Source organism: uncultured Croceicoccus sp., assembly GCF_947496385.1.
Lineage (GTDB): Bacteria > Pseudomonadota > Alphaproteobacteria > Sphingomonadales > Sphingomonadaceae > Croceicoccus.
Genome location: NZ_CANMCP010000003.1, coordinates 83,308 through 108,273 on the forward strand (window position 1 = coordinate 83,308; position 24,966 = coordinate 108,273).

Sequence of the window (24,966 nt, forward strand, 5' to 3'; positions counted from 1 at the left end):
TTCATCACGGCATCGACGCATTGCTGTATTAATGCACGCCTAAGCGCCTCCCCAACGCAATTCAGGGGGACCGCTCATGTTATCATCCATTCGCAACACACTCGCCATCGGCACTGCCGCCGCCGCGATCCTAGCCGCGCCCGCCGCATGGGCCGGCACGATCGAGGGCAGCGTCGTCGACGATACCGGCACGCGCGCGCTGCAATCGGCGCAGGTTCGCATCCTCGAACTCGACCGGGTCGCATCGACGATGCGCGATGGCGCGTTTCGCTTTGTCGACGTGCCGGGCGGCACCTATACGGTGGAGGTGCGCTATGTCGGCGCCGAGCCGGAGACGCAGACCGTCACCGTGCCCGAAACCGGCACCGTCCGCCCGATGTTCACACTCGGCGGGTCGGCGCAGAATATCCTCGTCATCGGACAGCTCGCCAATCAGGCCAGCGCCCTGTCCCGCAAGCGGGAGGGCGACGGGGTCAGCTCCGTCCTCACCCGCGATGCCATCGGGCAATTCCCGGATCAGAACGTCGCCGAATCGCTGCGGCGCCTGCCGGGCCTCAATATCCTCAACGATCAGGGCGAAGGCCGCTTTGTCTCCGTGCGCGGGCTTAGCCCCAATCTCAACAGCAGTTCCATCAATGGCGCGCGCATCCCTGCGCCTGAAAGCGATACGCGCTCGGTCGCGCTGGACGTGATTTCGAGCGACCAGATCGAATCGATCGAGGTGAAGAAATCGCTGACCCCGGACATGGACGCGGACACCATCGGCGCCAGCATCGAGATCAACACGGTGAGCGCGTTCGACCGCAAGCGCGACCTTTATACCGCGCGGGTCGAGGGCAGCTACAACCGGCTCGCCGATACGCTGACGCCGAAACTGGGCTTCGATTTTTCGACGAAGCTGTCGGACGATTTCGGCATCGCGGGCGGCGTGTCCTACTACAAGCGCAAGTTCGAGACCGACAATGTCGAGGCCGAGGACTGGAAACTGGACGACGACGGCAATGCGCTTTTCGAGGAGATCCAGTACCGCGATTACGACGTGGAACGCGAACGGCTGAGCGCGTCGCTGTCCTTTGACTGGCGCGCGAGCGATACGACCGAGCTTTACCTGCGCGGCCTGTATAGCCAGTTCGACGACCATGAATTCCGCCGCCGGCTGACCTTCGACCTCGGCGATTTCGACACGGTGTCGTTCGGCGGCGGCAATGCGCTGGGCTTTACCGCGAGCGACGATGCCGAGATTCAGGTCGAGCGCGACATCAAGGACCGCGCCGAGAGTCAGAAGATCCGCTCGATCGTGCTGGGCGGCGAGACCGATGCGGGCGACTGGCGCTTCGAATATGCCGGCAGCTACGCCCGCTCGACCGAGCGCGAGAACGACAGCATCGACCCCACCACCTTCGACCGCGATTTTGCGACCGAAGGCGACGGCGACAATTTCGGCCTCGTGTTCGACCTCACCAATCCGCGCATCCCGACCTTTACCGTCGATGCCCGCGCGGACCTGTTCGCGGACCCGGCGCAATATGCATTGAACGATGTGGAGGTCACGCGCCTGTCCGCATCGCAGGACGAGGAATTCGCGCTCTGGGCCGACATCGGCCGCACCTTCGCGCTGGCCAGCGGCGATTTCACGGTGCAGGCGGGCGCAAAGGCACGCTGGCGCGAGAAAAGCTACGATTTCAACGTACAGTTCTACGAGGATGCGACCGGCGAATACACGCTGGCCGATGTATTGGGGCGCAGCACCTACCGCCTTCAGGGCATCGACCCGGTTGCCGATTTCACCGCGCCGACGCGCTATTTCTTCGACAATTTCGGCGATTTCGAATTGCAGGAGATCGACAGCACCTTCGATTCCGCGGTCGAGGATTACGTCAACAAGGAGGATGTCTACGCCGGATACGCGCTCGGCCGCTGGGACAGCGAGACATGGCGCATCATCGCCGGTGTGCGCATGGAACACACGCGCAACGACATCTCCGCCAATCTGACCGAGCTGATCGAGGAAGGCGCGGAATATGATGGCGCGGTGCTCGACGACGATATCGTGGTCATCACCCCCAACCGGTTCGAACGCGATTACACCGACTGGCTGCCCAGCGTGAACATGCGGTATGAACCGGTGCGCAACCTGGTGTTCCGCGCGGCGGGCTACAAAAGCCTGGTGCGGCCCAATCTCGCCGATCTCGCCCCGCGCTTCATCGTGGAGGAGAACGACGACAACGAACGCGAAGGCGAGTTCGGCAATCCCGGATTGCGCCCGTACAAGGCGTGGAACCTCGACGCGGCGGCGGAATATTATTTCACCGGCAATGGCGCGATCACGGCCAATGTCTTTTACAAGGACGTGAAGAACTTCATCGTCGACCGGCAGCTCAACGAGGAAGACAGCCCCTATTCCGGGATCGATTTCACCGAGGCGGTCGTCCCCGTCAATGGCCGGTCGGCGACGGTGTTCGGTGCGGAGTTCGGATTTTCGAGCGCACTCGCGTTCCTGCCCGCCCCACTCGACGGATTGGTGGTGCAGGCGAACTACACCTATACCGATGCACAAGGGACGCTGGACGACGGGCGCGAGATTCCGCTTCCCACCGCGTCGAAGCATACGTTCAACGCCGTGCTCGGCTATGAGAAGGGGCCGGTCAGCCTGCGCGTCGCCGGCACGTTCCGCGACAAATATCTCGACGAGCTGGGCAGCGAGGCGGAGGAGGACCGCTATGTCGACGATCTGTTCCAGATCGACGCGAGCGCGCGTTATCGCCTCACCCGGCAGATACAGCTCTACTGGGAATGGGTGAACGCGAACGATGCCGATTTCTTCGCCTATCAGAATCTGGGCGGTGCGCGGCGCCTCCTGCAATATGAGGAATACGACTGGACCATGAAATTCGGCGCGAGGTTCAATTTCTGATGCGGTATCCTTTCATCCTGACCGCCGCGGCCCTCATCTCCGGCTGCGCGAGCGTGCCCGCCGTGTCGCCATGGCCGACGCAGCAGATCACCGCCGATACCGAAACCGATGCCGTCGGCACGACGGGCGAGGATGCCGCCGACGACCCGGCGATCTGGCGCAATGCGGCAAACCCTGTGGAAAGCCTGATCGTCGCCACGGACAAGAAGGCGGGGCTGTATGTCTATGGCCTCGACGGGACGGTCAAAAGCTTCGCGGCGAAGGCGGGCGTGAACAATGTCGACCTGATCGAGGTCGGCGGCGCCGTGCTCGTCGGGGCGAGCGACCGCGCCGACCCGTTGCAACCGCATGTCGCGCTCTACACGCTCGACACCGGCTCGGGCGCGTTGAGCGCGGTGGCGCGGCTGCCGGTGGGCGTCGGCGAAGGGTATGGGTTCTGCATGGGGCCGGGCCGGGCCGGTGGAGAGCTGGCGCGCGCCTATCTCAATACCAAGGACGGGTTGATCGTGGAGGCGGCGATCCTGGGAACGACGGCGGCACCGACGCTCGGACGTGTGCGCGAAATGCGCGTGCCGAGCCAGCCTGAAGGCTGCGTCGTCGATGGGCGCACCGGCATGCTCTATGTCGGGGAGGAAGCCGCCGGCATCTGGCGTTTCGACCTGTCGCAGGACGCACCGTCCGGCACGCTGGTCGCCGCGGCCGACGGCATGGCGATGGTGCCCGACGTCGAGGGGCTGACCATCGCGGCAGAGGGCGCCGACGCAGGCTTTCTTATCGCGTCGAGCCAGGGCGACAATGCCTATGCGCTGTTCCGGCTTCCCGACATGGCCTATCTCACGCGGTTTCGTGTGGTCGACGGCGGCGGGATCGACGGCACGAGCGAGACCGATGGCATCGCCTTTCACGCGGGCGATTTCGGGCCTGCGTTCACGGGCGGTCTTTTCGTGGCGCAGGACGGCGACAACGGCGCCGGCACGCAGAACTTCAAGCTGATCGACGGGGCAAAGCTGCGCGCGCTCGTGCCGTAATTCTCGCTCGGTTTCTCATGAAAAACGGCCGGTTCCCCATCGGGGCGCCGGCCGTTGTCATTGGTGAAAGCGTTATCCGATCAATGTGTGCGGAACAGACGCTCCCAAAATCCTGGCTCTTCCATCGGCTGAATGGCGCCGAACTTGGCAAAACGGAGCGACGGATCGCTGAACGGGCGCGGCTGTGTCCATTTGTCCGGAGCACTGCTACGAAAACTCGGTTTGAACATGGCACGGTTCCTTGTTTTTCATTCGCTATTTGCCAAGACAATCCGCCAATATGCATGGCGGTTCCCGTGCGTCCGCCGCGGCGGCTTCGACGGTTGGTCGCTTGATATGCTCAATTCGCCGCAAATCGGGCGTTTTTCGCGATTCGGAGCAGGTTAAAAATTTGGAAAAAATAAATTTGCGGCACTTCGCCTTTCGGGTGCATGGCGCGGCAAAATCCGGTGCGCGCGGGCGTGGACCGGGATCAAACGCGAAACAGGAGCCATGCCATGAAACCGCTCGAACCGCTGGGCCGTGCGCAAGTGCCGGGGGGCGAGGAATTGCGCCTGTATCGCCGCGGCGACGATTTCATGATCCAGCTCGACCGAAACGAACTCATGAACAGCCGGATGAGCGGGTCGGAAGAGGCGCTCGCGGTGATGAGCATCGCGCGCATCGCCAATCGGGCGACGCCGCATCTCCTCATCGGCGGCTATGGCATGGGCTTCACCCTGCGCGCCGCGCTGGCGGAGCTGGGCGAAAAGGCGCAGGTCACCGTGGCCGAGCTGGTCCCCGAAATCATCGCATGGGCGCGCGGGCCGATGGCGGCGCTCACCGCGGGCGGATTGGACGATGGCCGCGTGACCGTGGTGCAGGATGACGTGGGGGCGGTCATCGCGCGGGGGCGTGCGACCTATGACGCGATCCTCCTCGATGTCGATAATGGACCGGACGGGCTGGTGCGCGAGGGGAACGACCGGCTTTACACCCGCGCCGGGTTGCAGGCCGCCCGCGCCGCGCTTCGCCCCGGCGGCGTGCTCGCCATCTGGTCGGCGGCCCCCGATACAGCCTTTGCCCGGCGGTTGCGCGCGACCGGTTTCGAGGTGGAGGAAACGATCGTGCGCGCGCGCAGCAATGGCAAGGGGCCGCGCCACGTCATCTGGTTCGCGCAATAAGGCAGGCTCAGCGCCCGGTCAGCAGCCTGGGCGCCCGTCGCGCCACGAGCAGCAGCAACGTCGGCAACGCCATGGTCAGCGCAATGTCCATCGCGCTGGTGCCCACCGCCCCTTCTCTGTCCCATCCGTTGAACATGAGATCGTTCGCCTCGTTCAGCAGTTCCAGCACGAAGGCGAAGAGCCACGGCCGCCAGCGGGCGACGCTCGACCGCAGGATGAATGCGCCGATCAATTGCAGAACGACACCCACCGCGACATGCAGCGCATCGTCGTGAAAAGGCAGGGCCGCCTCGATCCACGCCTTGTGCCGGGAAAATTCCATGCCCCAGCCAGCGATGGTATCGCCGATATCGGAAAAGGACATGACGCAGGCCCGTTACAAAAAAGGAAAATATGGCGCGCCCTGGTGGATTCGAACCACCGGCCTCAAGATTAGAAGTCTCGTGCTCTATCCAGCTGAGCTAAGGGCGCGTCGGCATTCGCCAATAGCGCGGTTTTCCCGTCTGGCAAATGCCCGCGCGTCAATCGGCGATCAGGCCGATCATGATATAGATGAGGATCAGCGAGCCCAGCCCCAGCAAGGTACCCAGCACCCAGCCGATCCGGATCATCGTGACATCGACGTTGAAATAATCGGCCATGCCCGCCGACACACCCATGAGCTTGCCATTCGGCTTGTCGAGGTGGAAACGGCGCGGCGTGCGGTCGTCGGAATGGGGGAGCCGGCTCATGCCAGCATCCCCGAGGTTGCAACCGTGATCCCGGTGTTCGACTGCGGCGCGACGGTCACGCCGATGAGAGCGAGCGAGAGCGCGAAAGCGGCGGCACCGGCGGCGAGACGCGAGCGGATGGTGTCGATGTTCATGGTGGTAATTCCCTTCTTCTGGTTGTTTCGGCCATCCCGATGACGGCCATGCCAACTGTATTGCAGGGAGCGTGCCAGTTTGAAAAATCGCGGTTTCTGAACGGTTTATGAAAATGGCTTTTGGCGTTCGGGTGGGGTGGATGCCGACATTTGGGATTTGACGCCACATAATGGGGCGGCATTTTGTCGTGGCCAGCGGCGCGCTTGCTCCCTAATCCGGCGGCATGGCGCTCGACCGGATACAACTTGCGAATTTCCGCAATCACGAAGCCAGCCGGCTCGACGGCGCGCGGGCATTCAACCTGCTGATCGGGGCGAACGGCGCGGGCAAGACCAACCTGCTCGAAGCCTTGTCGCTGTTCGCGCCGGGCCGCGGATTGCGGCGCGCGCAGCTTTCCGAAATGGCGCGGGACGACAATGCGACGCAAGGGTTTGCCATCGGCGCCGATCTGGTGAGTGGGCAGACTCCGGTCCGGCTCGGCACGGCGGTGCGGCCCGACCGTCCGGGGCGACGGCTGGTGCAGGCAAGCGGCGCGCCACTCCCCGCCGCGCGGCTCTCCGAATGGTTGAGCGTATCGTGGCTCACCCCGGCGATGGACCGCCTCTTTACCGATAGCGCGGGACCGAGGCGCCGCTTTCTCGACCGGATGGCGCTGGCGGTTCATCCCGAACATGCCGCCGAATCCTCCCGTTACGACCGGGCCTTGCGCGAACGCAATCGCCTGCTTTCGCGAGAGGATCGCCCCGACCCCGCCTGGCTCGACGCACTCGAACGCGAGATGGCCGATGCGGGCGCCGCGGTCTGTGCCGGGCGGACGGAGCTGGTCGGGATGCTGTCCGACATGCTGGCGCAATTGCCCGATGCGCCCTTCGCCCGCCCCGGCCTCGCCATCACGCCGCAATCGCCGGCGGACCCGACGGCGCTTGCCCGCCTGTGGCGCGAGGGGCGCGGCGCGGACCGGGCGGCGGGCCGCACGCTTGCGGGGCCGCATCGTGACGATCTGCGCGTGACCATGGCGGCGACGGGACGTGCGGCATCGGAATGTTCGACGGGGGAGCAGAAGGCGCTGTTGATCGCGATCATCCTAGCCCACGCGGAACTTGCCGCCGGTTCGCGGCCTCTCGTGCTATTGCTCGACGAGGTGGCGGCCCATCTCGATCCGCTTCGCAGGGAAGCGCTGTTCGAGCGGCTGGAGCGAAGCGGAGCGCAGGTCTGGATGACGGGGACGGAGCGCGACCCCTTTGCCGCGATCCGGCGCGTGGCGGCGGTGTGGGAAGTGGAAAAGGGCGCCCTGCTCACGCCCGGTTGAAAAACCGACGATCAGATCACGACATCATCCGCGATTTCCGCATCGATGGTGATGGATTGCAGAAATTTGCGCATCGTCGCCCAACCCGTTTCCGTCAGGTCGAGCACGATCATGCGATGATCGTCCTCATACGGCGCACGGCTGACTAGTTCGAACGCCTCGAGCCGGTCGATCTGGCGCAGCGCGCTCGTCTGCGGCAGGCCGCTCGTCGCGATGATCTGTTTCACGAACACGGTTTCGCCCCGCGCGCGATGGATAAAAAGATCGAGAATCAGGTCGAACGTCATCGGCCGGAAAAATCCATCCGGGAAATGATGCCGCCGCGCCGTCCTCGACTTGATCACATAAAGCGCCGGAGCAATAAGTTCGGTATCGTCCAACCGGACACCTCCGTCGTTCGAGCCTACATGCTCATCGTTGCGCGAACCCGCGTCTTTCTGCCGATAAAGCATCCAAACCCCATGGCCCGCAAATGTGCCAGAGCGACAACCCCGCCGAAAAATCGAAAAGCAGGTCTGTCAATTCACCATATATGCTCTCTTAATAATCAGTATCAGTCCGAAACCGGAAGCTATAGAAAGTCCACAATCGGATTGATCGCGCACCGCGCCCGAACGCAGCGCGGTGCCGAGGCGACCGGACGGTTCAAGCCCAGCCTTACTCGTCGGCGGCAGCCTTCTGTGCCGCGGGCGCGATCGTATCGATCGTCGAGGAAACCATTGCCGCGACGCCATTGCGGGTCGGGTGAATCTGATCCGCCTGCACCAGCGTGCGGTCCTCTATCAACGGCGCGATGAACATCGGGACGAGCGCAGCATCGTATTTCTCGGCCAGATCGGGATAGATCGCGTTGAATTGCCGGCGATATTCGGAGCCGGCGCTCGGCGGTGCCTCGATCCCCATGATGACGACGGGGATGTCCTCCTGCGCGAACCGGGCCAGCATCGCATCGAGATTGTCGCGGGCCAGGCTGGGCGACAAGCCGCGCAGCAGGTCATTGCCGCCGAATTCGACAATCGCGAGCGCAGGATTCCGCTCCAGCCCGTCGAGCACGAAATCCAGCCGCTGCAGGCCCGCGGCGGTGGTGTCCCCCGAAACGCCCGCATTGATCACCGTCGCATCGATCCCGCGCGCGCGCAACGCGGCCTCCAGCTGCGCCGGATAGGCTTCGCTGCGCGGCAGATTATAACCCGCCAGCAGGCTGTCGCCGAATGCGAGCACCTGTATGTCCCGCCCGCGCGGAACGGCGGGGAGCGCGCTCTCGGGCGTTTCGCGTTGCCCGGCCGCCGGCATCGCAGCCTCCTGCGCGGTCATATCTGGCGCAGTCTCCCCGTCGCTGCACGCCGCAAGCCCGGATAAAGCCGCCAAAATCAACCATTTGCGCATTCGTTCAATCCCGTCGTTTCATTTGCGACCTGCTTATGCCATGGGACTATGTGGAAAAGATGAACGAAACCAGCAAGCCCGAACCTGATGCCGCGATCCGCGCAGAGCGGCTCATGCTCACGCTGGGCCGGGGCGACGGCGCGGTCAACATATTGAACGGCATCGACCTCACCGTGCCGGCGGGGCAGACGGTGGCACTGCTCGGCCCGTCGGGTTCGGGGAAGAGTTCGCTGATGGCGGTGCTTTCGGGCCTCGAACGCGCGAGCGGCGGAACGTTGCGGGTTGCGGGCGAATATTTCGCGAGCAGCGACGGCGGCGTCATGGACGAGGATGCGCTCGCCCGGGCGCGCCGGGGCCGGATCGGCATCGTATTGCAGGCGTTCCACCTTTTGCCGACGATGACGGCGCGCGAAAACGTCGCGACGCCGCTCGAACTTGCCGGGCATGACGATCCGTGGCCCGTCGCGGATGCGGAACTCGAGGCGGTCGGCCTTGGCCACAGGCTGTCGCATTATCCCGCGCAGCTTTCGGGCGGGGAGCAGCAACGCGTCGCCATCGCCCGCGCGCTCGCCCCGCGGCCGCCGCTGATCTTCGCCGACGAACCGACGGGCAATCTCGACAGCGCGACCGGGGAAAGCGTGATCCGCCTTCTCTTCGACCGGACGCGGGAAACCGGCGCGACGCTTTTCCTCATCACGCATGACCCCGCGCTCGCGCAGCGATGCGAGCGCGTGCTGGAACTCGCCGACGGGCGCATCGCGCGCGATACGCTGCGCTGACATGGCGGCGCAGGGAACCGGGCGATCATCGCGATGGGGCGTGGCGCTGCGGCTGGCGCGGCGTGATTTTTCCTGGCGCTTCAAGGGCTTGCGGCTGCTCATCGTGTGCCTGTTCCTCGGCGCGGGGGCATTGGCGGCGATCGGCACGCTCGAAGGGGCGATCCGGTCCGAACTGTCCGACCGCGGGCAGGAAATTCTCGGCGGCGATGTCGAATTCGCCGTGTATGCCCGCGATGCCGATGCCGAAGAGCTGAGCGCGATGCGCGCCATGGGGGCGGTGTCGGCCGGACGCCGGGTGCAGGCGATGGCCGCGGCGGGAACGCGCACCGTGCCGATCCAGCTCAAATCCGTCGATGGGGCATGGCCGCTTTACGGGACGCTCACGCTGGCCGACGGGCGTACCGCGCGTGCGCCGCCCGACGGCACCGCGTGGGCGGGACAGGGCGCGCTCGACCGGCTGGGCATCGGTGTTGGCGACGATATCCGGCTGGGCGAGATTGACGTGCGCGTGGGCGGCGTCATCGCGGACGAGCCGGACCGCCTTTCCGAAGGTTTCGCGCTCGGACCCCCGGTGCTGATTTCCGAGGCGATGCTCGCACGCACCGGCCTTGCCGCCTATGGCAGCACGGTGCGCACGAAATATCGCGTCGCCCTCCCCGCCGATGTCGATCCCGCCGATGCGGTCGCGGCGTTCGAGGCACGCTTTCCCGAAGCCGGATGGTCCACCCGGACGCGGGAGCGCGCCTCCCCCGGGGCCGATCGCCTGCTCGCCAACATGGGGCAGTTCCTCAGCCTTGTCGGGCTGGCGGCGCTGGTGATCGCGGGCATCGGCATTGCGGGCGCGGTATCGTCATGGCTGGAAAGCCGGCGCGGGACCATCGCCACGATGAAGGTGCTCGGCGCCGATAGCGGCGATGTGCTGCGTATCCACGTGTTGCAGGTGCTGGCCGCGGCGCTGGCAGGCATTTCGGCGGGGCTGCTCGTGGGCGTGTTGAGCGTGCCGGCGCTCGCGTCCTTGTTGCGCGATCTGTTGCCGGTTTCATCGGGATTCGTGTTCGATGGCGCCGCGCTTGTGCGGGCGGCGGCGTTTGCCTTGCTGGTGGCGCTGGTGTTCTCCTCGCCGCCGCTGATCGCTGCACGCCGGGTGACGGCGATGGCGTTATTGCGCGCGCGCGTTGCCCCGCCCGCGCATATGTGGCGGGATGCGGCCATTCCGGTGGGGTTCGGGCTTGCCGCCATCGTGGCGCTTGCGCTCTGGACGAGTTACGAGCCGTGGCTGACCGCCGGTTTCCTTGGCGCGGCGGCGGCGGTGCTGGGTTTGCTGGCGCTGATCGGGATCGGGGTCCGCCGGATCGCCGGGCGGATCGCGGGCGGCACGGCGCGGCGCGGGGCTTCGCTGTCGCTTCGGCTGGGGATCGGGGCGCTCGACCGGCCGGGGTCGCCGACCGTGGCGCTGGTGACGGCGCTCGGCTTTGGCCTGTCCGCCTTTGTCGCCATCGCCTTCATTCAAACCGGGCTCGATCGTTATATCGCCGGGACCGTGCCCGATCGCGCGCCCGATTATTTCGTGCTCGACGTGCCGCGGGACGATGTCGCCGGCTTTACGCGGCTGGTCACGCGTCAGGTCCCCGGTGCCGAGGTGCGCACCGTTCCGGCCCTGCGCGGGGCGATCCTAGCCTACGGCCCGGCGGGCGCGATGACGCGCGTGGCGGACATGGAGGACATTCCCGAGGGCGCGTGGGCGCTGCGCGGGGAGCGCGGCCTGACCTATTCCGCGGGCCTGCCCGTCGGCAACCGGGTGACGGCGGGCGAATGGTGGCCCGCCGATTACGCCGGTCCCGCGCTCGTTTCCGTAGATGAGGAACTGGCGCAGGCGCTCGACCTTTCCATCGGGGACCGGCTGGCGATCGGGCTGCTCGGCGTGGAGCGGGAGGCGACCATCGCGTCGTTCCGCGCCATCGAATGGGACGATTTTGGGTTCAATCACGCGCTGGTCTTTTCACCCGGCGCCATCGACGACGCGCCGCATAATTACGCGGCCTCTATCATCCTGCCGCCGGGCGCGGATAGCGGGCGGCGCGGCGACCTGCTCGGCGCGATGGTCGCGGCCTATCCGGCGAGTTCGGCGATCGAACTCGGCCCGGTGCTGGCGCAGGCGCGCGACCTGCTGCGCAGCGTGGCGGCGGCCGTGCTCGGCGCGGCGGCGGTGGCGGTGCTGGCGGGGATGGCGGTATTGCTGGGCGCGATTGCGGCGGCCCGCGCGCGGGAGACCTACGATACGATCGTGTTACGCGTACTGGGCGCGAGCCGCCGGCAATTGCTGGGCGCGCTCGTCCTGCGCTACGTTGTGCTGGCCGCGCTTCTGTCGGTGGTGGCGCTGGCTCTTGGGCTGGGTGCCGGGTGGTATGTGATGGTCGAGATGTTCGAATTCACCTTCGACCCGGACTGGGCCATCGTGGCGGCGGTGCTGCTCGGCGGGGCGGCGGCGGTGGTGATCGCGGCGACGCTCGCCTCGCTCCCGGTGCTGCGCGCCCGCCCGGCGCAGGCGCTGCGCAGCCTTTAATCCCGGCCTGTCCAGCCTGCCTTCGGATCCGGTCCGTAATGATTGGGCCCGCGCGTCCCTTCGAACAGCATCATCACCAGCACGACGAGACTGCCGAACGGGATCAGGTTGAGCAGGACCAGCAGGCCGGTCTTCTCCTGATCGTGAAAGCGGCGGACCTGCACCGCGATCGAGGGCACGAAGGATATGGCGGCAAACACGAACCAGCCGATGATCGCCAGCCATGCGAACGGCCCGGGCGTCGCGCCCATGCCCGCCTCGAACGTCGCCGCCCCGATCAGCATGACGGCGAGCAGCGCGACATTGACGATGAGCTGAAACAGCATGAACATCCAGTATTCCCGGCGCCGCGAACGCCCGTCGAATTCGAAATAGCGCCGATACGGCAGCAGCATGTAATACATGGACAAGTCCCCCCTGCCGGCCCGGATCGGGCCAACCGGTTGAAACTGTAACATCCGGCGCCCGCTTTGCCAGCCCCGGCGGCGGCGCAAACGAAAAGGGGGCCGGTGAACGGCCCCCTCCCCTCGTGACGATGGCTCCCGGATCAGAACTTGTAGCGTGCCGTCACGCCATAGGTGCGCGGCTGATTCGGGTAGCCAGAGATACCGAACTGCTGCACCGGCGAATCGAAGATCGATTGCAGGTAACGGTCGTCGAGCAGGTTGCGCCCCCATGCGGTCAGCTCAAGCCCGCTCTGCATCGCATAGGTGATCGACGCGGCGAGTTCGTCCACCTGCCGCGTGAACGGGCGTGCGGCGGCCAGCGCGGCATCGATCCCCTGCGAATTGAAGCCGGGCAGGCCTTCCACGATCTGCGTGCGCGACTGGTAATTATAGTCGCCGTGCAGGATCACGGCATCGCCGCTCGCCAGCTCATGCACGTAATCCGCCGCCCAGGTGGCCGAGATCGACGGAATGCCCGCCGGCGTCGTGCCCGAAATATCGCCGAACGCCGATTGCTGGAAATCCTTGTACTCGGGATCGAGATAGGTGACCGCCATGCGCAGCGACAAAGGCTCGACCGGGCGGACGGTGCCGTCGAATTCGAAGCCCACGACCTCCTGCTTGCCCGCATTGCCGAGGAAGAAGCCGGTGCCGGTGAAGATGTTCGACTGGAACCCGGTGATGGTCTGCTTGAACGCGGCGAAGCTGAAGGCGGCGGGGCCGAAATCGCCCTTGATGCCGAGTTCGTAGACTTCGGATTCCTCCTCGTCCGCGAAACGGCTGCCGAAGGTCTGGTTCACCTGCAACAGCCCCGCCTGCTGCAACGCGGCGCGGTCGCCGGGCGTCGGGCGGCTGTCGCGCGACAGGTTGACCGACGGCGCCTTGAACCCGGTCGCGTAGGAGACGTAGACATTGAGATCGTCCGTCACGTCATAGGCAGCGCGCAACGTGTAGGTGAGGTTGTCGGCATCCGTCTCGCCCGGCTCCACCGCGTTCGGCACGTTGAGGAACGGGCGCGAGAATTGCAGCGCCTGCAGCGCGAGCAGCGGATTGACCTGCGGATTGGCGGCGTTCGCCTGCGCAAAGGCTTGCGAACCGGCGTTGATCTGCTGAAACGCGGCGGGGTTGCCGCCGGCAAAGGCCTGGATCTCGGCCTGCGACGCGGGGCGGCCCAGCATCAGCGCATTGCCGATGGTGGTCGACAAGGCCTGCTGATAGATCGCGGTGCTGCCCACCTGCACCAGATCGACGCCCGCGAACACGTCGGTGGAGGTGACGTTGGTCTGGAAGTCCTTCTTGTCCTTCGTGTAGTTCAGACCGCCCGTCAGCGTGAGCCGGTCGGTGACGTAGACATCCACCTGACCGAACAGCGAAATCGAATCGTTCTGCAGCGCATAGGCCTCGATCAGGCCCTGCCCATTGGCGAAGAACTGCCCGTCGAAGGCACCCGGCCGCCCGGTCAGCGCGCCGATGGTCTGCTCCAGCCCGCCGACATTCAGCGCCCCGCCGGTCTGCGACTGGATGATGGCATTGGCATAGGGGCGGAACTGCGTGCCGTAGAGAAGCTGCGCGTCCTGCTCGATATCCTCGTTGAAGTAGAACGCACCGAGCAGCAGGTCGACCGATTCGGCCAGCTCCGCCGTGGCGCGGAACTCCTGCGTGAAGGTGCGGATCTTCAGGTCCTGCGAATTGCGGCCGAGCAGGTCCGCGCTCGTGAAATCGGAATCCTGATTGGTGAGCACGTTGGTGCCGCGATAGGCGGTGATCGAGGTCAGCTCGAACGGGCCGAAGCCGAATTCGACATGGCCGGACACGCCGTAATTGTCGATGTCGTTCGACGATGCGAAATTGTTGTAGACGACATCGGCGAACGGATCGCTGGGATCGGTGGTATTGCCGCCCAGCGCATCGACGATCCCCGCCGTCGGCCCGCGGCGAAGCGTGACCACGCCGCAGCAATCCTCGTCGATATTGCTGTAATCGCCGATGATGCGGACCTTGAACAGGCTGCTCGGTTCGAACAGCAATTGCCCGCGCGTGAACCAGCGATCCCGCCCGTTGGTGCGCCCGCCGGTGCCCAGGTCGTCGATATAGCCGTCGCGCTTGTTGATGCCGCCGGCGATAGACGCCGCGATATTATCGGTGAGCGGCGCAGTCAGCAGCGCCTTGGCGACCTTGCTGTCGAAATTGCCGTACGATGCCTCGACCTGCCCGCCGAAGGTGAACTGCGGTTCGGCGGTGACGATGGAGATGACGCCCGCGCTCGCATTTTTACCGAAGAGCGTCGATTGCGGGCCGTGCAGCACCTCGATCCGCTGAAGATCGGGGAGATCGCCGATCTGCGCGGCGGAGCGGGAGCGATAGACGCCGTCGACGAACACGCCGACCGACGGTTCGATCCCGGCATTGTTCGCGCCATTGCCAAAGCCGCGAATGATGAAATTGGTGTTCGCGCTCGACTGCAATTGCGTCACGCGGAGCGAGGGCTGCACGCTGGTGAGGTCGCGCAGGTCGCGAATCTCGGCACGCTCGATGGTGTTTTCGTCGGTGACGGTCACGGCGACGGGCACGTCCTGCAACGTCTGCTCCCGCTTTGTCGCGGTGACGATGATGGCGTTGCCCCGCGTCGCTTCGGTTTCGTCATAGGCTTCGGCGGGCTGTGCGTATTGCACCTCGCCGTCGGCGGCGTCCTGAGCGGCGGCGGGGGCGGCAACACCAAGGGCGGCGGCCATGCCGGTCCCGATCATCAGGGCATCACGGCAGCGCAAACGCTCGGTACGAATCGATTTCATGCGATCTAATCCTCTCAACAGGGCCAGTCATTCTGTCCGACGGCATCGCGCGGGCCGGCCTGGTTCTCCTATAGGTCAACTACAGGCACAACCATGCGCAAGCAACCGAAATGCCATGGCAAAATGCGGGGCTATCCCTGTTTGTTGCATATTCATCACAGCACCCGATACGTATTCCCCCCTTGCTGCATCGCACCACAACATGTAGGGGCGCCACGCGCGTCGGGTCACGACTATGCGACAACCCGCGAAGCGTCCCCGCATTTCCTGTTCGCCCGATCGAAGGCCCTTTCTGTATGTCCGCTCAAAAGCAGCGTAATATCGCGATCATCGCACACGTCGACCACGGCAAGACCACGCTGGTCGACCAGCTGTTCCGCCAGTCCGGCACCTTCCGCGAGAATCAGCGCGTCGACGAACGCGCGATGGATTCCAACGACCTGGAAAAGGAACGCGGGATCACGATTCTCGCGAAATGCACCAGCGTCGAGTGGAACGGCACCCGCATCAACATCGTCGATACCCCCGGCCACGCCGATTTCGGCGGCGAGGTGGAGCGGATCCTGTCGATGGTCGATGGCGTGATCCTGCTCGTCGACAGTTCCGAAGGCGCGATGCCGCAGACGAAATTCGTCACCGGCAAGGCGCTTGCCCTCGGGCTGAAACCGATCGTCGTGGTGAACAAGATCGACCGTCCCGACGGCCGCCCGGACGAGGTGCTCGACGAGGTGTTCGACCTGTTCGTGTCCCTCGATGCCAATGACGAGCAGCTCGACTTCCCCGTGCTCTACGCATCGGGCCGCAACGGCTATGCCAGCGACGACATCGACGCGCGCGAGGGCGACCTGACCCCGCTGTTCCAGAAGATCGTCGACCACGTGCCCGCCCCGTCGGCCGATCCCGACGGCCCGTTCAAGTTCCTCGTGACCCTGCTCGACCGCGACAATTTCCTTGGCCGTATCCTGACCGGCCTGGTGTTCAGCGGCACGGTGAAGCTCAACGCGCCGATCCACGCGCTCGACGCCGATGGCAAGGTCATCGAAACGGGCCGCGCATCGAAGCTGATGGCGTTTCACGGGCTCGAACGCGTGCCGGTCGAGGAAGCGCGCGCCGGCGACATCATTTCGCTGGCCGGCCTGACCGAGGCGACGGTTGCCAACACCATCTGCGACCCGTCGGTCACCGAACCGCTTCAGGCGCAGCCGATCGACCCGCCGACGCTCTCCATGCGCTTTGCCGTGAACGATTCGCCGATGGCGGGCCGCGAGGGCAGCAAGGTCACGAGCCGCATGATTCGCGACCGGCTCAACCGCGAGGCGGAATCCAACGTCGCCATCCGCGTCACCGAATCCGCCGACAAGGACAGCTTCGAAGTGGCGGGCCGCGGCGAATTGCAATTGGGCGTCCTGATCGAGACGATGCGCCGCGAAGGCTTCGAACTCGGCATCAGCCGCCCGCGCGTGCTCTTCGACAAGGACGAGGACGGCAACCGCACCGAACCGTATGAAACCGTCGTCATCGACGTGGACGAGGAACATTCGGGCACCGTCGTGGAGAAGATGGCGGCACGCAAGGGCGAGATGACCGACATGCGCCCCAGCGGCGGCGGCAAGACCCGCATCACCTTCTCCGCCCCGTCGCGCGGCCTCATCGGCTATCACGGCGAATTTCTGTCCGACACGCGCGGCACCGGCATCATGAACCGCCTGTTCGAGAAATACGGCCCGTACAAGGGTCCGATCGAGGGGCGCGCCAATGGCGTGCTGATCTCCAACGGCACGGGTGAGGCGGTCGGATACGCGCTCAACGCGCTGGAAGAGCGTGGCGAACTGTTCATCGTGCCGCAGCAGAAGATCTACGAAGGCATGATCATCGGCGAGAATGCGAAGCCGCAGGATCTCGAGGTCAACCCGATGAAGTCGAAGCAGCTGACGAACTTCCGTTCGACCGGCAAGGACGACGCCATCCGCCTGACCCCGCCGCGCGCGATGACGCTGGAGCAGGCGATCGCCTATATCGACAATGACGAGATGGTGGAGGTCACCCCCGAAACCATCCGCCTGCGCAAGGCGATCCTCGACCCGAACGAGCGCAAGAAGGCGAGCCGCAAGGTCGAGGCCTGACGCCTTTACCGACAGCGCATAAACGAGCGAAGGGCGGTCCCGAACACGGGGCCGCCCTTTTTCGTGCGGCCCGGTTTCATGCTGCCGGGCGCCCGCGTTTACAAAACGTGACATTTGGTTCCGAATTTGTATGAACAACCCTCATGCAGACCGGAACCCTGATCTCACTCGCACTGTATTTCATCCTGATGATCGCCATCGGCCTTTATGCCTGGCGCAAATCGACGGACAGTTCGGAAGGCTATCTGCTGGGCGGGCGCGACCTGCATCCGGCGGTGGCCGCCCTTTCGGCGGGGGCGTCGGACATGTCCGGCTGGCTCCTGCTCGGCCTGCCGGGGGCTCTTTATGCCGCCGGGCTGGTGGAGGCGTGGATCGGCATCGGTCTGTTCATCGGTGCCTTTGCCAACTGGATCATCGTGGCGCCGCGTTTGCGCGCGCAGACGGTGGAATATGGCAATGCGCTCACCATTCCCGAATTTCTCGCCAATCGCTTCCCGGACAAGGCGATCGCCCTGCGCGTGATTTCGGCGATCATCATCGTATTGTTCTTCACCGTCTACACCGCCGCCGGCCTCGTCGGCGGGGGCAAGCTGTTCGTGACCAGCTTTGCCGGCCTGTTCGGCGATGTGGGGATGAGCGATTACATGTTCGGCATCTGGCTGACCGCCGGGGTCGTGCTGGCCTATACGATGGTCGGCGGGTTCCTTGCCGTGTCGCTGACCGATTTCGTGCAGGGCTGCATCATGGTCGTGGCGCTGATCCTGATGCCGATCGTCGTGATGACGGGCGATGGCGGGCCGTCCGCGGTCGCCGAAACGCTGCGCGGGATCGACCCTGAATTCCTGAGCCTGACGAACGGGCTGTCCATCATCGGTTTCCTGTCGGCGATTACCTGGGGTCTCGGCTATTTCGGGCAGCCGCATATCATCGTGCGCTTCATGGCGGTGCGCAGCGTGGCGGCGGTGGCCACCGCGCGCAATATCGGGATGAGCTGGATGTTCGTGTCGCTCATCGGGGCGCTCGGCGTCGGGCTGGCGGGGCGCGCCTATGCGCAGCGCAACGGCATTCCGCTCGAAGATCCCGAAACGATCTTCATCATGCTGGCCGACACCTTGTTCCACCCGCTCATCACCGGGTTCCTGCTGGCTGCGCTGCTCGCCGCGATCATGTCGACGATCAGCTCGCAATTGCTGGTTTCTTCAAGTTCGTTGACCGAGGATTTCTACCGTCTTTTCCTCCGCAAGAACGCGAGCGAGCGCGAGACGGTGAATGTCGGCCGCGTGTGTGTCCTGCTCGTGGCGCTGGCCGCGATCCTGATCGCGCGCGACCCCGACAGCGAGGTGCTCGGCCTCGTCTCCAACGCATGGGCCGGGTTCGGCGCGGCGTTCGGCCCGTTGATCGTCCTCTCGCTCACGTGGAAGCGCATGACGGGCGCGGGCGCGGTGGCGGGCCTCGTCACCGGCGCGGCGGTGGTCATCGCGTGGATCGCGCTGGGCTGGAACGCGAGTTTCCTGGGCGGCGAAGGGGTGTACGAAATCATCCCCGGCTTCATCGCGGCATGGCTGGCGATCTGGGGCGTGAGCAAGGCGACATCCGTTGGCCCTGCGAACCCCTATCGCGCCGAGATCGCCTAGACCATCGCACGCTCGCCCAGCATCAGCGCGGCATAGATCGCCGCCCCGGTGAGGAAGGGCACGAACCGGCTTTCGCGATCCTCGGGGAGTTCCTCCTTGAGCACGTTCAAAGTGATCCCGCCCGCCAGGAACGCGAAGAGAAAACCCACCACCACCGCCGGCAAGGTCACGGCCAGCCCGATGAGCCAGCCGGCGACCACTGCGGCGGATATGACCCACCGCCCCCGCGCATCATAGGCGGCGGTGTGATCCTCCCGCATGCCGAAATCGCTCGTCATGAAATGCAGGCTCATCGCCACGAAATAGAGCAGCAGCGACCACGTGCCATATTCCTCCCGGTGCATCAGCAGATAGCCGATGAGCAGGTTGAGCAGCGCATAGCTTCCCACGTGCACCCATTCGAGGTGATCCTCGATCCGGTCGCCATCGCCCGCCTTGCGCGAACGGGCGCGCGACCGTTTCACCGCGCGTTCCAGCCCGTAAAACGCCGCCAGCCCGACCAGCGCCAGCGAATAGACCAGGCTTTCGGCGAGCGAATCCCCCATCGCCAGCGCCGTGGCAAAGGCCCGTTCGTGCACGCCCAGATCGGGCAGCACGTGCAAGAACACATAGGACACCGCGATCCCGCCGGAAAAGGAAAGCCAGCGGCTGCGCGGCGCGGCGGACAGGAATTTCAACCGCCCGATGAACAGGTGAACGAGGGCAAAGACCGCCACCATCGCGGCGGTCACGAGGATATTGGGACCGTGCATCGGCCCTGACTGCCCGGTCCGGGCCCCGGAAACAAGCCCGCCACCCGGCTTGCGAAGCGGCCCTGCGATGACCATTTCGCGTGGGCAACGAAGGAAGGATCAACCATGCTGACCGAAATCACCTATCATCACGACTGGAGCGATAGCCAAATCGCGGACTGGATGGTGGAAACGCTCTCCGCCGACCTGACACAGCGTGAGGGAGAGGTGGCGGTCACCGTGCCGGGCGGCTCGACCCCGTTTCCCATCCTCGCCGCCATGGCGAAGAAGGATCTCGACTGGGCGCGGCTCGCGTTCTGGCCCGGCGACGACCGGATGGTAGACCCCGATCACGAGGCGAGCAATTTCGGCCGCCTCCGCGAAACGCTGTCGGGCACCGACGCGAAGGTCGTGCCGCTTGCCGAAGACAGCGCGCCGCCGCATTTCGCGCTCGCCTGGCTCGGCATGGGCGACGACGGGCATATCGCCTCGCTCTTTCCCAATACCGACCCGCGCATCGACGATTCCGAAACCGTCCGCCGGCTCACCCCGGACCCGCTTCCGCCCGAAGCGCCGTTCGACCGGGTCACGCTGACGCTGCCGAAACTGCTGACCGCCGAACATCTCGTCTTCGTCATTCGGGGCGAGGAGAAGCGCCGCGTTTTCGAGGCTGCGGCCAAGGGCGAAAACGACCTTCCCATTGCGCGATTGTTGCAGAATGCGCGCGCTTCGGTGACGTGCTTTGCCTGATGTGCCGCTGATCGGCCTGTTGCCGGCGGGCGTGCACCGGGCGGTGCTGCGCGTGGCGGAACAGGTCCGGCGGCGCTGGTGGCGGCTGCGCAAGCCGACCCTGCGCGGCGTCGCCATCGCGGCGTTCGACGATCGCGGGCGCGTGCTGCTCGTGCGTCATTCCTATCGCATGCGCGACGAATGGCATCTTCCGACGGGTGGATGCCGGCGCGGCGAGGAACCGATGGAGGCGGCCTTGCGCGAACTGGCCGAGGAAACCGGCCTTCGCGCTCGCGATGTGCGCGAGGTCGGCACCGATTGTTTCAACCTCCATGGCGCGACCAACAACGTGACCATCCTCGCCATCCGGGCGCAGGGAGAGGCGCAGGCCGATGGTCGCGAAATCCGCGAAATCCGCTGGGTCGACCCGGCCGCGCTTCCGCCATCCGTGCCGCAATGGGCGCGCGGCTATATCGAACAGGCGGCCGGTTGAAGAAGGCCGTCAAAGCAGGTCGAGCTGCGCCAGCGCGTCGCCCTTCTTCTTCGGCGCGACCCCTTCGAGCTTCGACAGCGTCAGCCCCATCAGCCGGATCGGCCGCGGCAAGGGCAGCAGCTCGGCAAGCAGCGCGTGGCCGATTTTCGCGAACTCCGCCTTGTCCGCCACCGGGCGGGAGAGCGAGCGAGCCCGGCTCTGAAGCGTGAAATCATTGTATTTCAGCTTGATCGTCACGGTCCGCCCGCGCGCCTTGTTATGGGTGATCCGGTCCCACACGATATCGACGATCCGGTCCACCGCCTCTGTCAATTCGCGCGGGGCGAACAAATCCTCGTGAAAGGTGCGTTCGCCGCCGACCGATTTGCGCGTGCGATGGGCGCGCACCTGCCTGAGGTCGATGCCGCGCGCCGCACGATAGAGATAATCGGCGAAACTGCCGAAATGCGCGCGCAGGAACGGAAGATCCTTTGCCGCCAGGTCGGCCCCGGTCACGATGCCGAGCCCCGCCATCTTCTTCGCGCCCACCGGGCCGATCCCGTGAAAGCGCGTCACCGGCAATTGCGCGACGAAGGCCGCCCCCTCCCCCGGCCGGATGACGCAGATGCCGTCGGGCTTGTTCTGATCCGAGGCGAGCTTTGCCAGGAACTTGTTATAGGACACGCCGGCGCTCGCGGTGAGCTGCGTATCCTCGGCGATGCGGCGGCGGATCGCCAGCGCGATGCGGGTCGCACTGCCCAGCGCATGGCGATCCTCCGTCACGTCGAGATACGCCTCGTCGAGGGAGAGCGGTTCCACCAGCGGGGTATAGTCGTGGAACACCGCGCGGATTTGCCGCGACACCTCGCGATAGACGTCGAACCGCGATTTGCAGAAGATGAGATCGGGGCACAGCCGCTGCGCCGTAACCGACGGCATGGCGGACCGCACGCCGAACCTGCGCGCTTCGTAACTCGCCGCCGCGACCACGCCGCGCCCGCTCGACCCGCCGACGGCGACGGGGCGTCCGCGCAATTCGGGATGGTCGCGCTGTTCCACGCTGGCAAAGAATGCGTCCATGTCAATATGGATGATCTTGTGCAGCCCTGCGGCTTCGCTTTCGTCCTCCGCATCCGGCGAATCGGGAATATCGTCGCGGTCCGCGGTCATGTCGCGTTTTAATCATAGCGGCTCGCGCTTGCAAAAACCGACCGGCGACTATGCGATAATGGGGCTTGTGCGAAAGGATCAAACGGGCGCAAAGGCAGGGTGTGACCCTTTTCAAGAAGAAACCGATCGTGTTGGGCGATGTCGAATTCGTCGCGATGCTCGCGATGATGATGGCGTTGCAGGCGCTGGGCATCGACACGATGCTGCCCGCGCTCGGCCAGATTGCATCGGACCTGGGCACGCGCGACCCCAATGACCGGCAGCTTGTCGTTTCGACCTATCTTCTGGGCATGGGTATCGGGGCGCTGGCGTTCGGCTTTCTCGCCGATCGGTTCGGGCGCAAACCCGTGCTGCTGGCCGGGATCGCGTGCTATTGCGCGCTCAGCTTCGCCTGTGTGCTGGCGGAGGATTTCGGCGTGATGCTGGTCCTGCGTTTCTTTCACGGGGTGGTTTCGTCGGCGGGCGGCGTGGTGGCCAATGCGGTCGTGCGCGACCGGTTCGAAGGCGACCGCATGGCGCGCACCGTGTCGCTCATCGCGATGGTGTTCATGATCGTCCCTATCCTGGCCCCCACGGTTGGGCAGGGGATCCTGCTCATCGCCGACTGGCGCTGGATCTTCGGTCTTCTGGCGGGATTGTCGGGGCTGATGTTCGTGTGGACCGGGCTGCGCCTGTCGGAAACGCTGGCGCCCGAAGACAGGCAGCAATTGCAGCCCCGCCGTATCGCGCATAATTTCCGCCTCGTACTCACCAACCGGGATGCGCTTGGCTATGTCTTTGGCGCGATGCTGGTGTTCGGCGGGCTCTATGGCTTCATCAACATGAGCGAACAGCTGATCGGCGGGCATTTCGGGCAGGGGCGGCGTTTCCCGCTGATCTTCGGGCTGCTGGCGGTGTCGATGGCGGCGACCAATTTCATCAACTCGCGCATCGTCGAACGGTTCGGCGCCCGCCCGGTCAGCCATGTCGCGCTGCTGATCTTCGTGGCGTCGGGCGGCGGGCAATGGGCGGCAGCGACGTTCTATCCCGATTCGCTGGCGCTGTTCCTGCCGTTCATGATGGTGAACATGGCGCTGATCGGTTTTCTCGGCGCGAATTTCAGCTCGATCGCGCTGCAGCCTTTCGCCCGGATCGCGGGCTCGGCCTCCTCGCTACAGACGTCGATCCGGGTGGGCGGCGGCGCGCTTCTGGGCGGAATCATCGGCGCGGCCTATAATGGCACGGCGCAGCCGCTGGGCGCGGCGCTCTTCCTCCTCAGCGCATCGGGCCTCCTGCTCGTGCTGATCAGCGAGAATTTCCGTCTTTTCCGCCGGCGCAGCGCGAAGATCGAGTTGGTCTGACCCCGCTTCAATCGGTGGCGAAGGCGAAGGGCACGCCGGTCTCGCGATTTTCGTCGGGGCGCATTTCGCGGCCGATCGGCGGCGCGGCGCGGGCGATGCAATGCGGCCGGTGACACAGGTGACAGGCAACGCCAATGGGCGTCGGCGCCATGTCCAGCCCTCGCGCATAGACGAGCCGCTCGGCATGTTCCGCCGCGCAGGTCAGCGCCACGGCCCGCAGCGCACGCGGCGCATCATGCGCCCCGCCGCCCGCCGCCACGGTCCGCGCGATGGAAAAGAACCGCTGCCCATCCGGCAGTTCGAGCGATTGCGTCACCACCTGCCCCGGCGTGCGAAAGGCCGAATGCACGTTCCATAGCGGGCACGATCCCCCCGCCCGCGCAAACGGAAACCCCGCCCCGTCGAGCCGTTTGGACACATTGCCCGCCTCGTCCACGCGGAGGAAGAAGAACGGCACGCCTTCCTCCCCGCTGCGGCCCATGGTGGTCAGCCGATGGGCGATCTGTTCGAAACTGCATCCGAACAGGCGCGAGAGAATCTCGATATCGTGCAGATGTTCGCGCGACGCCCGCAGGAACGCGCGATACGGCATCAGCACCGCCGCGGCCCAGTAATTGGCGAGCGCGCGCCGGGCCATGCGCTGCGCATTTTCGCCGGTAAAGCGCCCCTCGGACAATTGCGCGGAAATCGCCTGCCGCGCCTCCAGCAGGGCGAGTTGCAGCGCGAGTTGATAGCGCCGCCCCGACACGTCGAGCCTGTCGGAAATCAGCACCTGTTCCCGGTGCCGGTCGTGCCAGCGCAGCGCGCCCAGCATCACCGCCGGATCGACGAAACGCACCTTGCGCCCGTGCTTGCTGCCGAGCCTGTCCACCAGCGCGGCAAGATCGGGCGCGCCCTTGCCCATCTCGCGCGCCGCCGCCTCCGCCGCCTCGTCCAGCAGGGGGAAGCAATTGCGCCGTGCGGCGAGGAACGCGCGCGCCTCGCCCACGGGGTCGGGCAGGGTTTCATCGATCCCGTGGGCCTGCCGCTGCGCAAGGGTCATCTGCTCCTCGCTGAACGCGGTGTGGAGCCGCAGGAACGCCTCGGCAAAGCCGGGATAGCTCGTCGCGATATCCGCGATGTCGAGTGCGGGCAGGTCGATGTCGGTGAACATCGGCTCGCGAAGGATACCCTTGAGCCGCTTGCCCAGCTCCTCGCTCCCGTCGTCGGCGAGGCTGGCGATGTCGATCTTGTAGGTTGCGGCAAGGCGGAGCAGCAGTTCGGCCGTCACCGGACGCTGATTGCGTTCCATCAACGCGACATAGGATGCGCTGATCTCGAGGTCGGCGGCCATGTTCGCCTGCGTCAGCCCAAGGTCGCGCCGCACCCGTTTCAGGCGCGGGCCCATGAACAATGCCTTGCGTGTCACGACGGTTCTCCCTGGCGGCGATGGCGGTTCGCCCTGTCCACAACCTTACAACAATACACGCGCCGTTTGTAAAGTTTGACATGGTGACACCGCGCGCAATGTCGCCGTCCGCC

Annotated in this window: 22 protein-coding genes and 1 tRNA gene; 11 read left to right on the forward strand and 12 right to left on the reverse strand. The window is 65.4% G+C overall.

Translation table 11 applies throughout. The annotated features are described in order from the left end of the window. Positions 1-76: 76 nt before the first annotated feature. Complete coding sequence (locus Q0897_RS06240) at positions 77-2,914, forward strand: TonB-dependent receptor (RefSeq protein ID WP_299308305.1); 2,838 nt, start codon at positions 77-79, stop codon at positions 2,912-2,914. Then, a complete protein-coding gene (locus Q0897_RS06245) occupies positions 2,914-3,942 on the forward strand; it encodes a phytase (protein WP_299308308.1) in 1,029 nt (342 codons plus the stop codon). The genes Q0897_RS06240 and Q0897_RS06245 overlap by 1 nt, the downstream gene beginning before the upstream one ends. Before the next feature lie 80 nt (positions 3,943-4,022). Here Q0897_RS06245 and Q0897_RS06250 read toward each other — a convergent pair whose 3' ends face one another. Further along, positions 4,023-4,172: a hypothetical protein gene (locus Q0897_RS06250; protein WP_202083191.1), complete on the reverse strand. Its 150-nt coding sequence runs from the start codon at positions 4,170-4,172 to the stop codon at positions 4,023-4,025. A gap of 267 nt (positions 4,173-4,439) precedes the next feature. Here Q0897_RS06250 and Q0897_RS06255 point away from each other — a divergent pair, with 267 nt between their 5' ends. Continuing rightward, the gene (locus Q0897_RS06255; protein ID WP_299308310.1) at positions 4,440-5,105 is read left to right on the forward strand and encodes a spermidine synthase; all 666 of its coding nucleotides are present in this window, start codon (positions 4,440-4,442) and stop codon (positions 5,103-5,105) included. A gap of 7 nt (positions 5,106-5,112) precedes the next feature. Here the strand turns inward: Q0897_RS06255 and Q0897_RS06260 are convergent, their stop codons facing one another. The 4 genes from Q0897_RS06260 to Q0897_RS06275 form a co-directional block, all read right to left on the reverse strand. Next, on the reverse strand, positions 5,113-5,469 hold the full coding sequence (locus tag Q0897_RS06260) for a hypothetical protein (protein WP_299308311.1): 357 nt from the start codon (positions 5,467-5,469) through the stop codon (positions 5,113-5,115). A 30-nt stretch (positions 5,470-5,499) separates the two neighbouring features. Further along, positions 5,500-5,576, reverse strand: a tRNA-Arg gene (locus Q0897_RS06265). Between the two features lie 50 nt (positions 5,577-5,626). Then, a complete protein-coding gene (locus tag Q0897_RS06270; RefSeq protein ID WP_299308312.1) occupies positions 5,627-5,836 on the reverse strand; it encodes a PspC domain-containing protein in 210 nt (69 codons plus the stop codon). After that, on the reverse strand, positions 5,833-5,970 hold the full coding sequence (locus tag Q0897_RS06275; protein WP_299308314.1) for a hypothetical protein: 138 nt from the start codon (positions 5,968-5,970) through the stop codon (positions 5,833-5,835). The genes Q0897_RS06270 and Q0897_RS06275 overlap by 4 nt, the downstream gene beginning before the upstream one ends. Positions 5,971-6,194: 224 nt before the next feature. Here Q0897_RS06275 and recF point away from each other — a divergent pair, with 224 nt between their 5' ends. Further along, complete coding sequence (recF, locus tag Q0897_RS06280) at positions 6,195-7,280, forward strand: DNA replication/repair protein RecF (RefSeq protein WP_299308315.1); 1,086 nt, start codon at positions 6,195-6,197, stop codon at positions 7,278-7,280. Between the two features lie 11 nt (positions 7,281-7,291). On the opposite strand, the gene Q0897_RS06285 is transcribed toward recF, so the two are convergent. Next, positions 7,292-7,567 carry a hypothetical protein gene (locus Q0897_RS06285; protein WP_299308317.1) on the reverse strand — a complete coding sequence of 92 codons (276 nt, stop codon included), beginning with the start codon at positions 7,565-7,567 and terminating at the stop codon, positions 7,292-7,294. Between the two features lie 370 nt (positions 7,568-7,937). Beyond that, positions 7,938-8,594, reverse strand: coding sequence for an arylesterase (locus Q0897_RS06290; protein ID WP_299308318.1), 657 nt, complete (start codon positions 8,592-8,594; stop codon positions 7,938-7,940). A 131-nt stretch (positions 8,595-8,725) separates the two neighbouring features. Here Q0897_RS06290 and Q0897_RS06295 point away from each other — a divergent pair, with 131 nt between their 5' ends. Both Q0897_RS06295 and Q0897_RS06300 read left to right on the forward strand, forming a co-directional pair. Beyond that, a complete protein-coding gene (locus Q0897_RS06295) occupies positions 8,726-9,445 on the forward strand; it encodes an ATP-binding cassette domain-containing protein (RefSeq protein ID WP_299308320.1) in 720 nt (239 codons plus the stop codon). Continuing rightward, positions 9,366-12,008: an FtsX-like permease family protein gene (locus Q0897_RS06300; protein ID WP_366519905.1), complete on the forward strand. Its 2,643-nt coding sequence runs from the start codon at positions 9,366-9,368 to the stop codon at positions 12,006-12,008. Before Q0897_RS06295 ends, Q0897_RS06300 begins: the two co-directional genes overlap by 80 nt. Here the strand turns inward: Q0897_RS06300 and Q0897_RS06305 are convergent. Continuing rightward, positions 12,005-12,412 carry a DUF805 domain-containing protein gene (locus Q0897_RS06305; RefSeq protein ID WP_299308322.1) on the reverse strand — a complete coding sequence of 136 codons (408 nt, stop codon included), beginning with the start codon at positions 12,410-12,412 and terminating at the stop codon, positions 12,005-12,007. The genes Q0897_RS06300 and Q0897_RS06305 overlap by 4 nt on opposite strands. A 143-nt stretch (positions 12,413-12,555) precedes the next feature. Next, a complete protein-coding gene (locus tag Q0897_RS06310) occupies positions 12,556-15,246 on the reverse strand; it encodes a TonB-dependent receptor (protein WP_299308324.1) in 2,691 nt (896 codons plus the stop codon). Positions 15,247-15,542: 296 nt separating this feature from the next. Here Q0897_RS06310 and typA point away from each other — a divergent pair, with 296 nt between their 5' ends. Together typA and putP are read left to right on the forward strand one after the other, a co-directional pair. After that, positions 15,543-17,369: a translational GTPase TypA gene (gene typA, locus Q0897_RS06315; RefSeq protein ID WP_299308325.1), complete on the forward strand. Its 1,827-nt coding sequence runs from the start codon at positions 15,543-15,545 to the stop codon at positions 17,367-17,369. A 143-nt stretch (positions 17,370-17,512) separates the two neighbouring features. Continuing rightward, positions 17,513-19,003 carry a sodium/proline symporter PutP gene (gene putP, locus Q0897_RS06320; protein ID WP_299308327.1) on the forward strand — a complete coding sequence of 497 codons (1,491 nt, stop codon included), beginning with the start codon at positions 17,513-17,515 and terminating at the stop codon, positions 19,001-19,003. Here putP and Q0897_RS06325 read toward each other — a convergent pair. Next, on the reverse strand, positions 19,000-19,755 hold the full coding sequence (locus Q0897_RS06325) for a hypothetical protein (protein ID WP_299308328.1): 756 nt from the start codon (positions 19,753-19,755) through the stop codon (positions 19,000-19,002). The genes putP and Q0897_RS06325 overlap by 4 nt on opposite strands. A gap of 105 nt (positions 19,756-19,860) precedes the next feature. Here Q0897_RS06325 and Q0897_RS06330 point away from each other — a divergent pair, with 105 nt between their 5' ends. After that, positions 19,861-20,484 carry a 6-phosphogluconolactonase gene (locus Q0897_RS06330; RefSeq protein ID WP_299308330.1) on the forward strand — a complete coding sequence of 208 codons (624 nt, stop codon included), beginning with the start codon at positions 19,861-19,863 and terminating at the stop codon, positions 20,482-20,484. Position 20,485: 1 nt separating this feature from the next. Further along, positions 20,486-20,956 (forward strand): NUDIX hydrolase, encoded by a 471-nt coding sequence (locus Q0897_RS06335; protein WP_299308331.1) that lies wholly within the window; start codon positions 20,486-20,488, stop codon positions 20,954-20,956. A gap of 9 nt (positions 20,957-20,965) precedes the next feature. Here Q0897_RS06335 and dinB read toward each other — a convergent pair whose 3' ends face one another. Beyond that, the gene (dinB, locus tag Q0897_RS06340; protein WP_299308332.1) at positions 20,966-22,105 is read right to left on the reverse strand and encodes a DNA polymerase IV; all 1,140 of its coding nucleotides are present in this window, start codon (positions 22,103-22,105) and stop codon (positions 20,966-20,968) included. Positions 22,106-22,206: 101 nt separating this feature from the next. Between dinB and Q0897_RS06345 the strand changes: the two genes are divergently transcribed. Then, positions 22,207-23,445, forward strand: a complete 1,239-nt coding sequence (locus Q0897_RS06345) for a multidrug effflux MFS transporter (protein WP_299308333.1) — start codon at positions 22,207-22,209, stop codon at positions 23,443-23,445. A 7-nt stretch (positions 23,446-23,452) separates the two neighbouring features. On the opposite strand, the gene Q0897_RS06350 is transcribed toward Q0897_RS06345, so the two are convergent. Further along, complete coding sequence (locus Q0897_RS06350) at positions 23,453-24,832, reverse strand: helix-turn-helix transcriptional regulator (protein ID WP_299308633.1); 1,380 nt, start codon at positions 24,830-24,832, stop codon at positions 23,453-23,455. Positions 24,833-24,966 lie beyond the last annotated feature (134 nt).

Coding starts and splice junctions, on each gene's coding strand:
- Q0897_RS06240 (WP_299308305.1), top strand. CDS start 77: ATGTTATCATCCATTCGCAACACACTCGCCATCGGCACTGCCGCCGCC.
- Q0897_RS06245 (WP_299308308.1), top strand. CDS start 2,914: ATGCGGTATCCTTTCATCCTGACCGCCGCGGCCCTCATCTCCGGCTGC.
- Q0897_RS06250 (WP_202083191.1), bottom strand. CDS start 4,172: ATGTTCAAACCGAGTTTTCGTAGCAGTGCTCCGGACAAATGGACACAG.
- Q0897_RS06255 (WP_299308310.1), top strand. CDS start 4,440: ATGAAACCGCTCGAACCGCTGGGCCGTGCGCAAGTGCCGGGGGGCGAG.
- Q0897_RS06260 (WP_299308311.1), bottom strand. CDS start 5,469: ATGTCCTTTTCCGATATCGGCGATACCATCGCTGGCTGGGGCATGGAA.
- Q0897_RS06270 (WP_299308312.1), bottom strand. CDS start 5,836: ATGAGCCGGCTCCCCCATTCCGACGACCGCACGCCGCGCCGTTTCCAC.
- Q0897_RS06275 (WP_299308314.1), bottom strand. CDS start 5,970: ATGAACATCGACACCATCCGCTCGCGTCTCGCCGCCGGTGCCGCCGCT.
- recF (WP_299308315.1), top strand. CDS start 6,195: ATGGCGCTCGACCGGATACAACTTGCGAATTTCCGCAATCACGAAGCC.
- Q0897_RS06285 (WP_299308317.1), bottom strand. CDS start 7,567: ATGACGTTCGACCTGATTCTCGATCTTTTTATCCATCGCGCGCGGGGC.
- Q0897_RS06290 (WP_299308318.1), bottom strand. CDS start 8,594: ATGACCGCGCAGGAGGCTGCGATGCCGGCGGCCGGGCAACGCGAAACG.
- Q0897_RS06295 (WP_299308320.1), top strand. CDS start 8,726: ATGAACGAAACCAGCAAGCCCGAACCTGATGCCGCGATCCGCGCAGAG.
- Q0897_RS06300 (WP_366519905.1), top strand. CDS start 9,366: ATGACCCCGCGCTCGCGCAGCGATGCGAGCGCGTGCTGGAACTCGCCG.
- Q0897_RS06305 (WP_299308322.1), bottom strand. CDS start 12,412: ATGTATTACATGCTGCTGCCGTATCGGCGCTATTTCGAATTCGACGGG.
- Q0897_RS06310 (WP_299308324.1), bottom strand. CDS start 15,246: ATGAAATCGATTCGTACCGAGCGTTTGCGCTGCCGTGATGCCCTGATG.
- typA (WP_299308325.1), top strand. CDS start 15,543: ATGTCCGCTCAAAAGCAGCGTAATATCGCGATCATCGCACACGTCGAC.
- putP (WP_299308327.1), top strand. CDS start 17,513: ATGCAGACCGGAACCCTGATCTCACTCGCACTGTATTTCATCCTGATG.
- Q0897_RS06325 (WP_299308328.1), bottom strand. CDS start 19,755: ATGCACGGTCCCAATATCCTCGTGACCGCCGCGATGGTGGCGGTCTTT.
- Q0897_RS06330 (WP_299308330.1), top strand. CDS start 19,861: ATGCTGACCGAAATCACCTATCATCACGACTGGAGCGATAGCCAAATC.
- dinB (WP_299308332.1), bottom strand. CDS start 22,105: ATGACCGCGGACCGCGACGATATTCCCGATTCGCCGGATGCGGAGGAC.
- Q0897_RS06350 (WP_299308633.1), bottom strand. CDS start 24,832: ATGGGCCCGCGCCTGAAACGGGTGCGGCGCGACCTTGGGCTGACGCAG.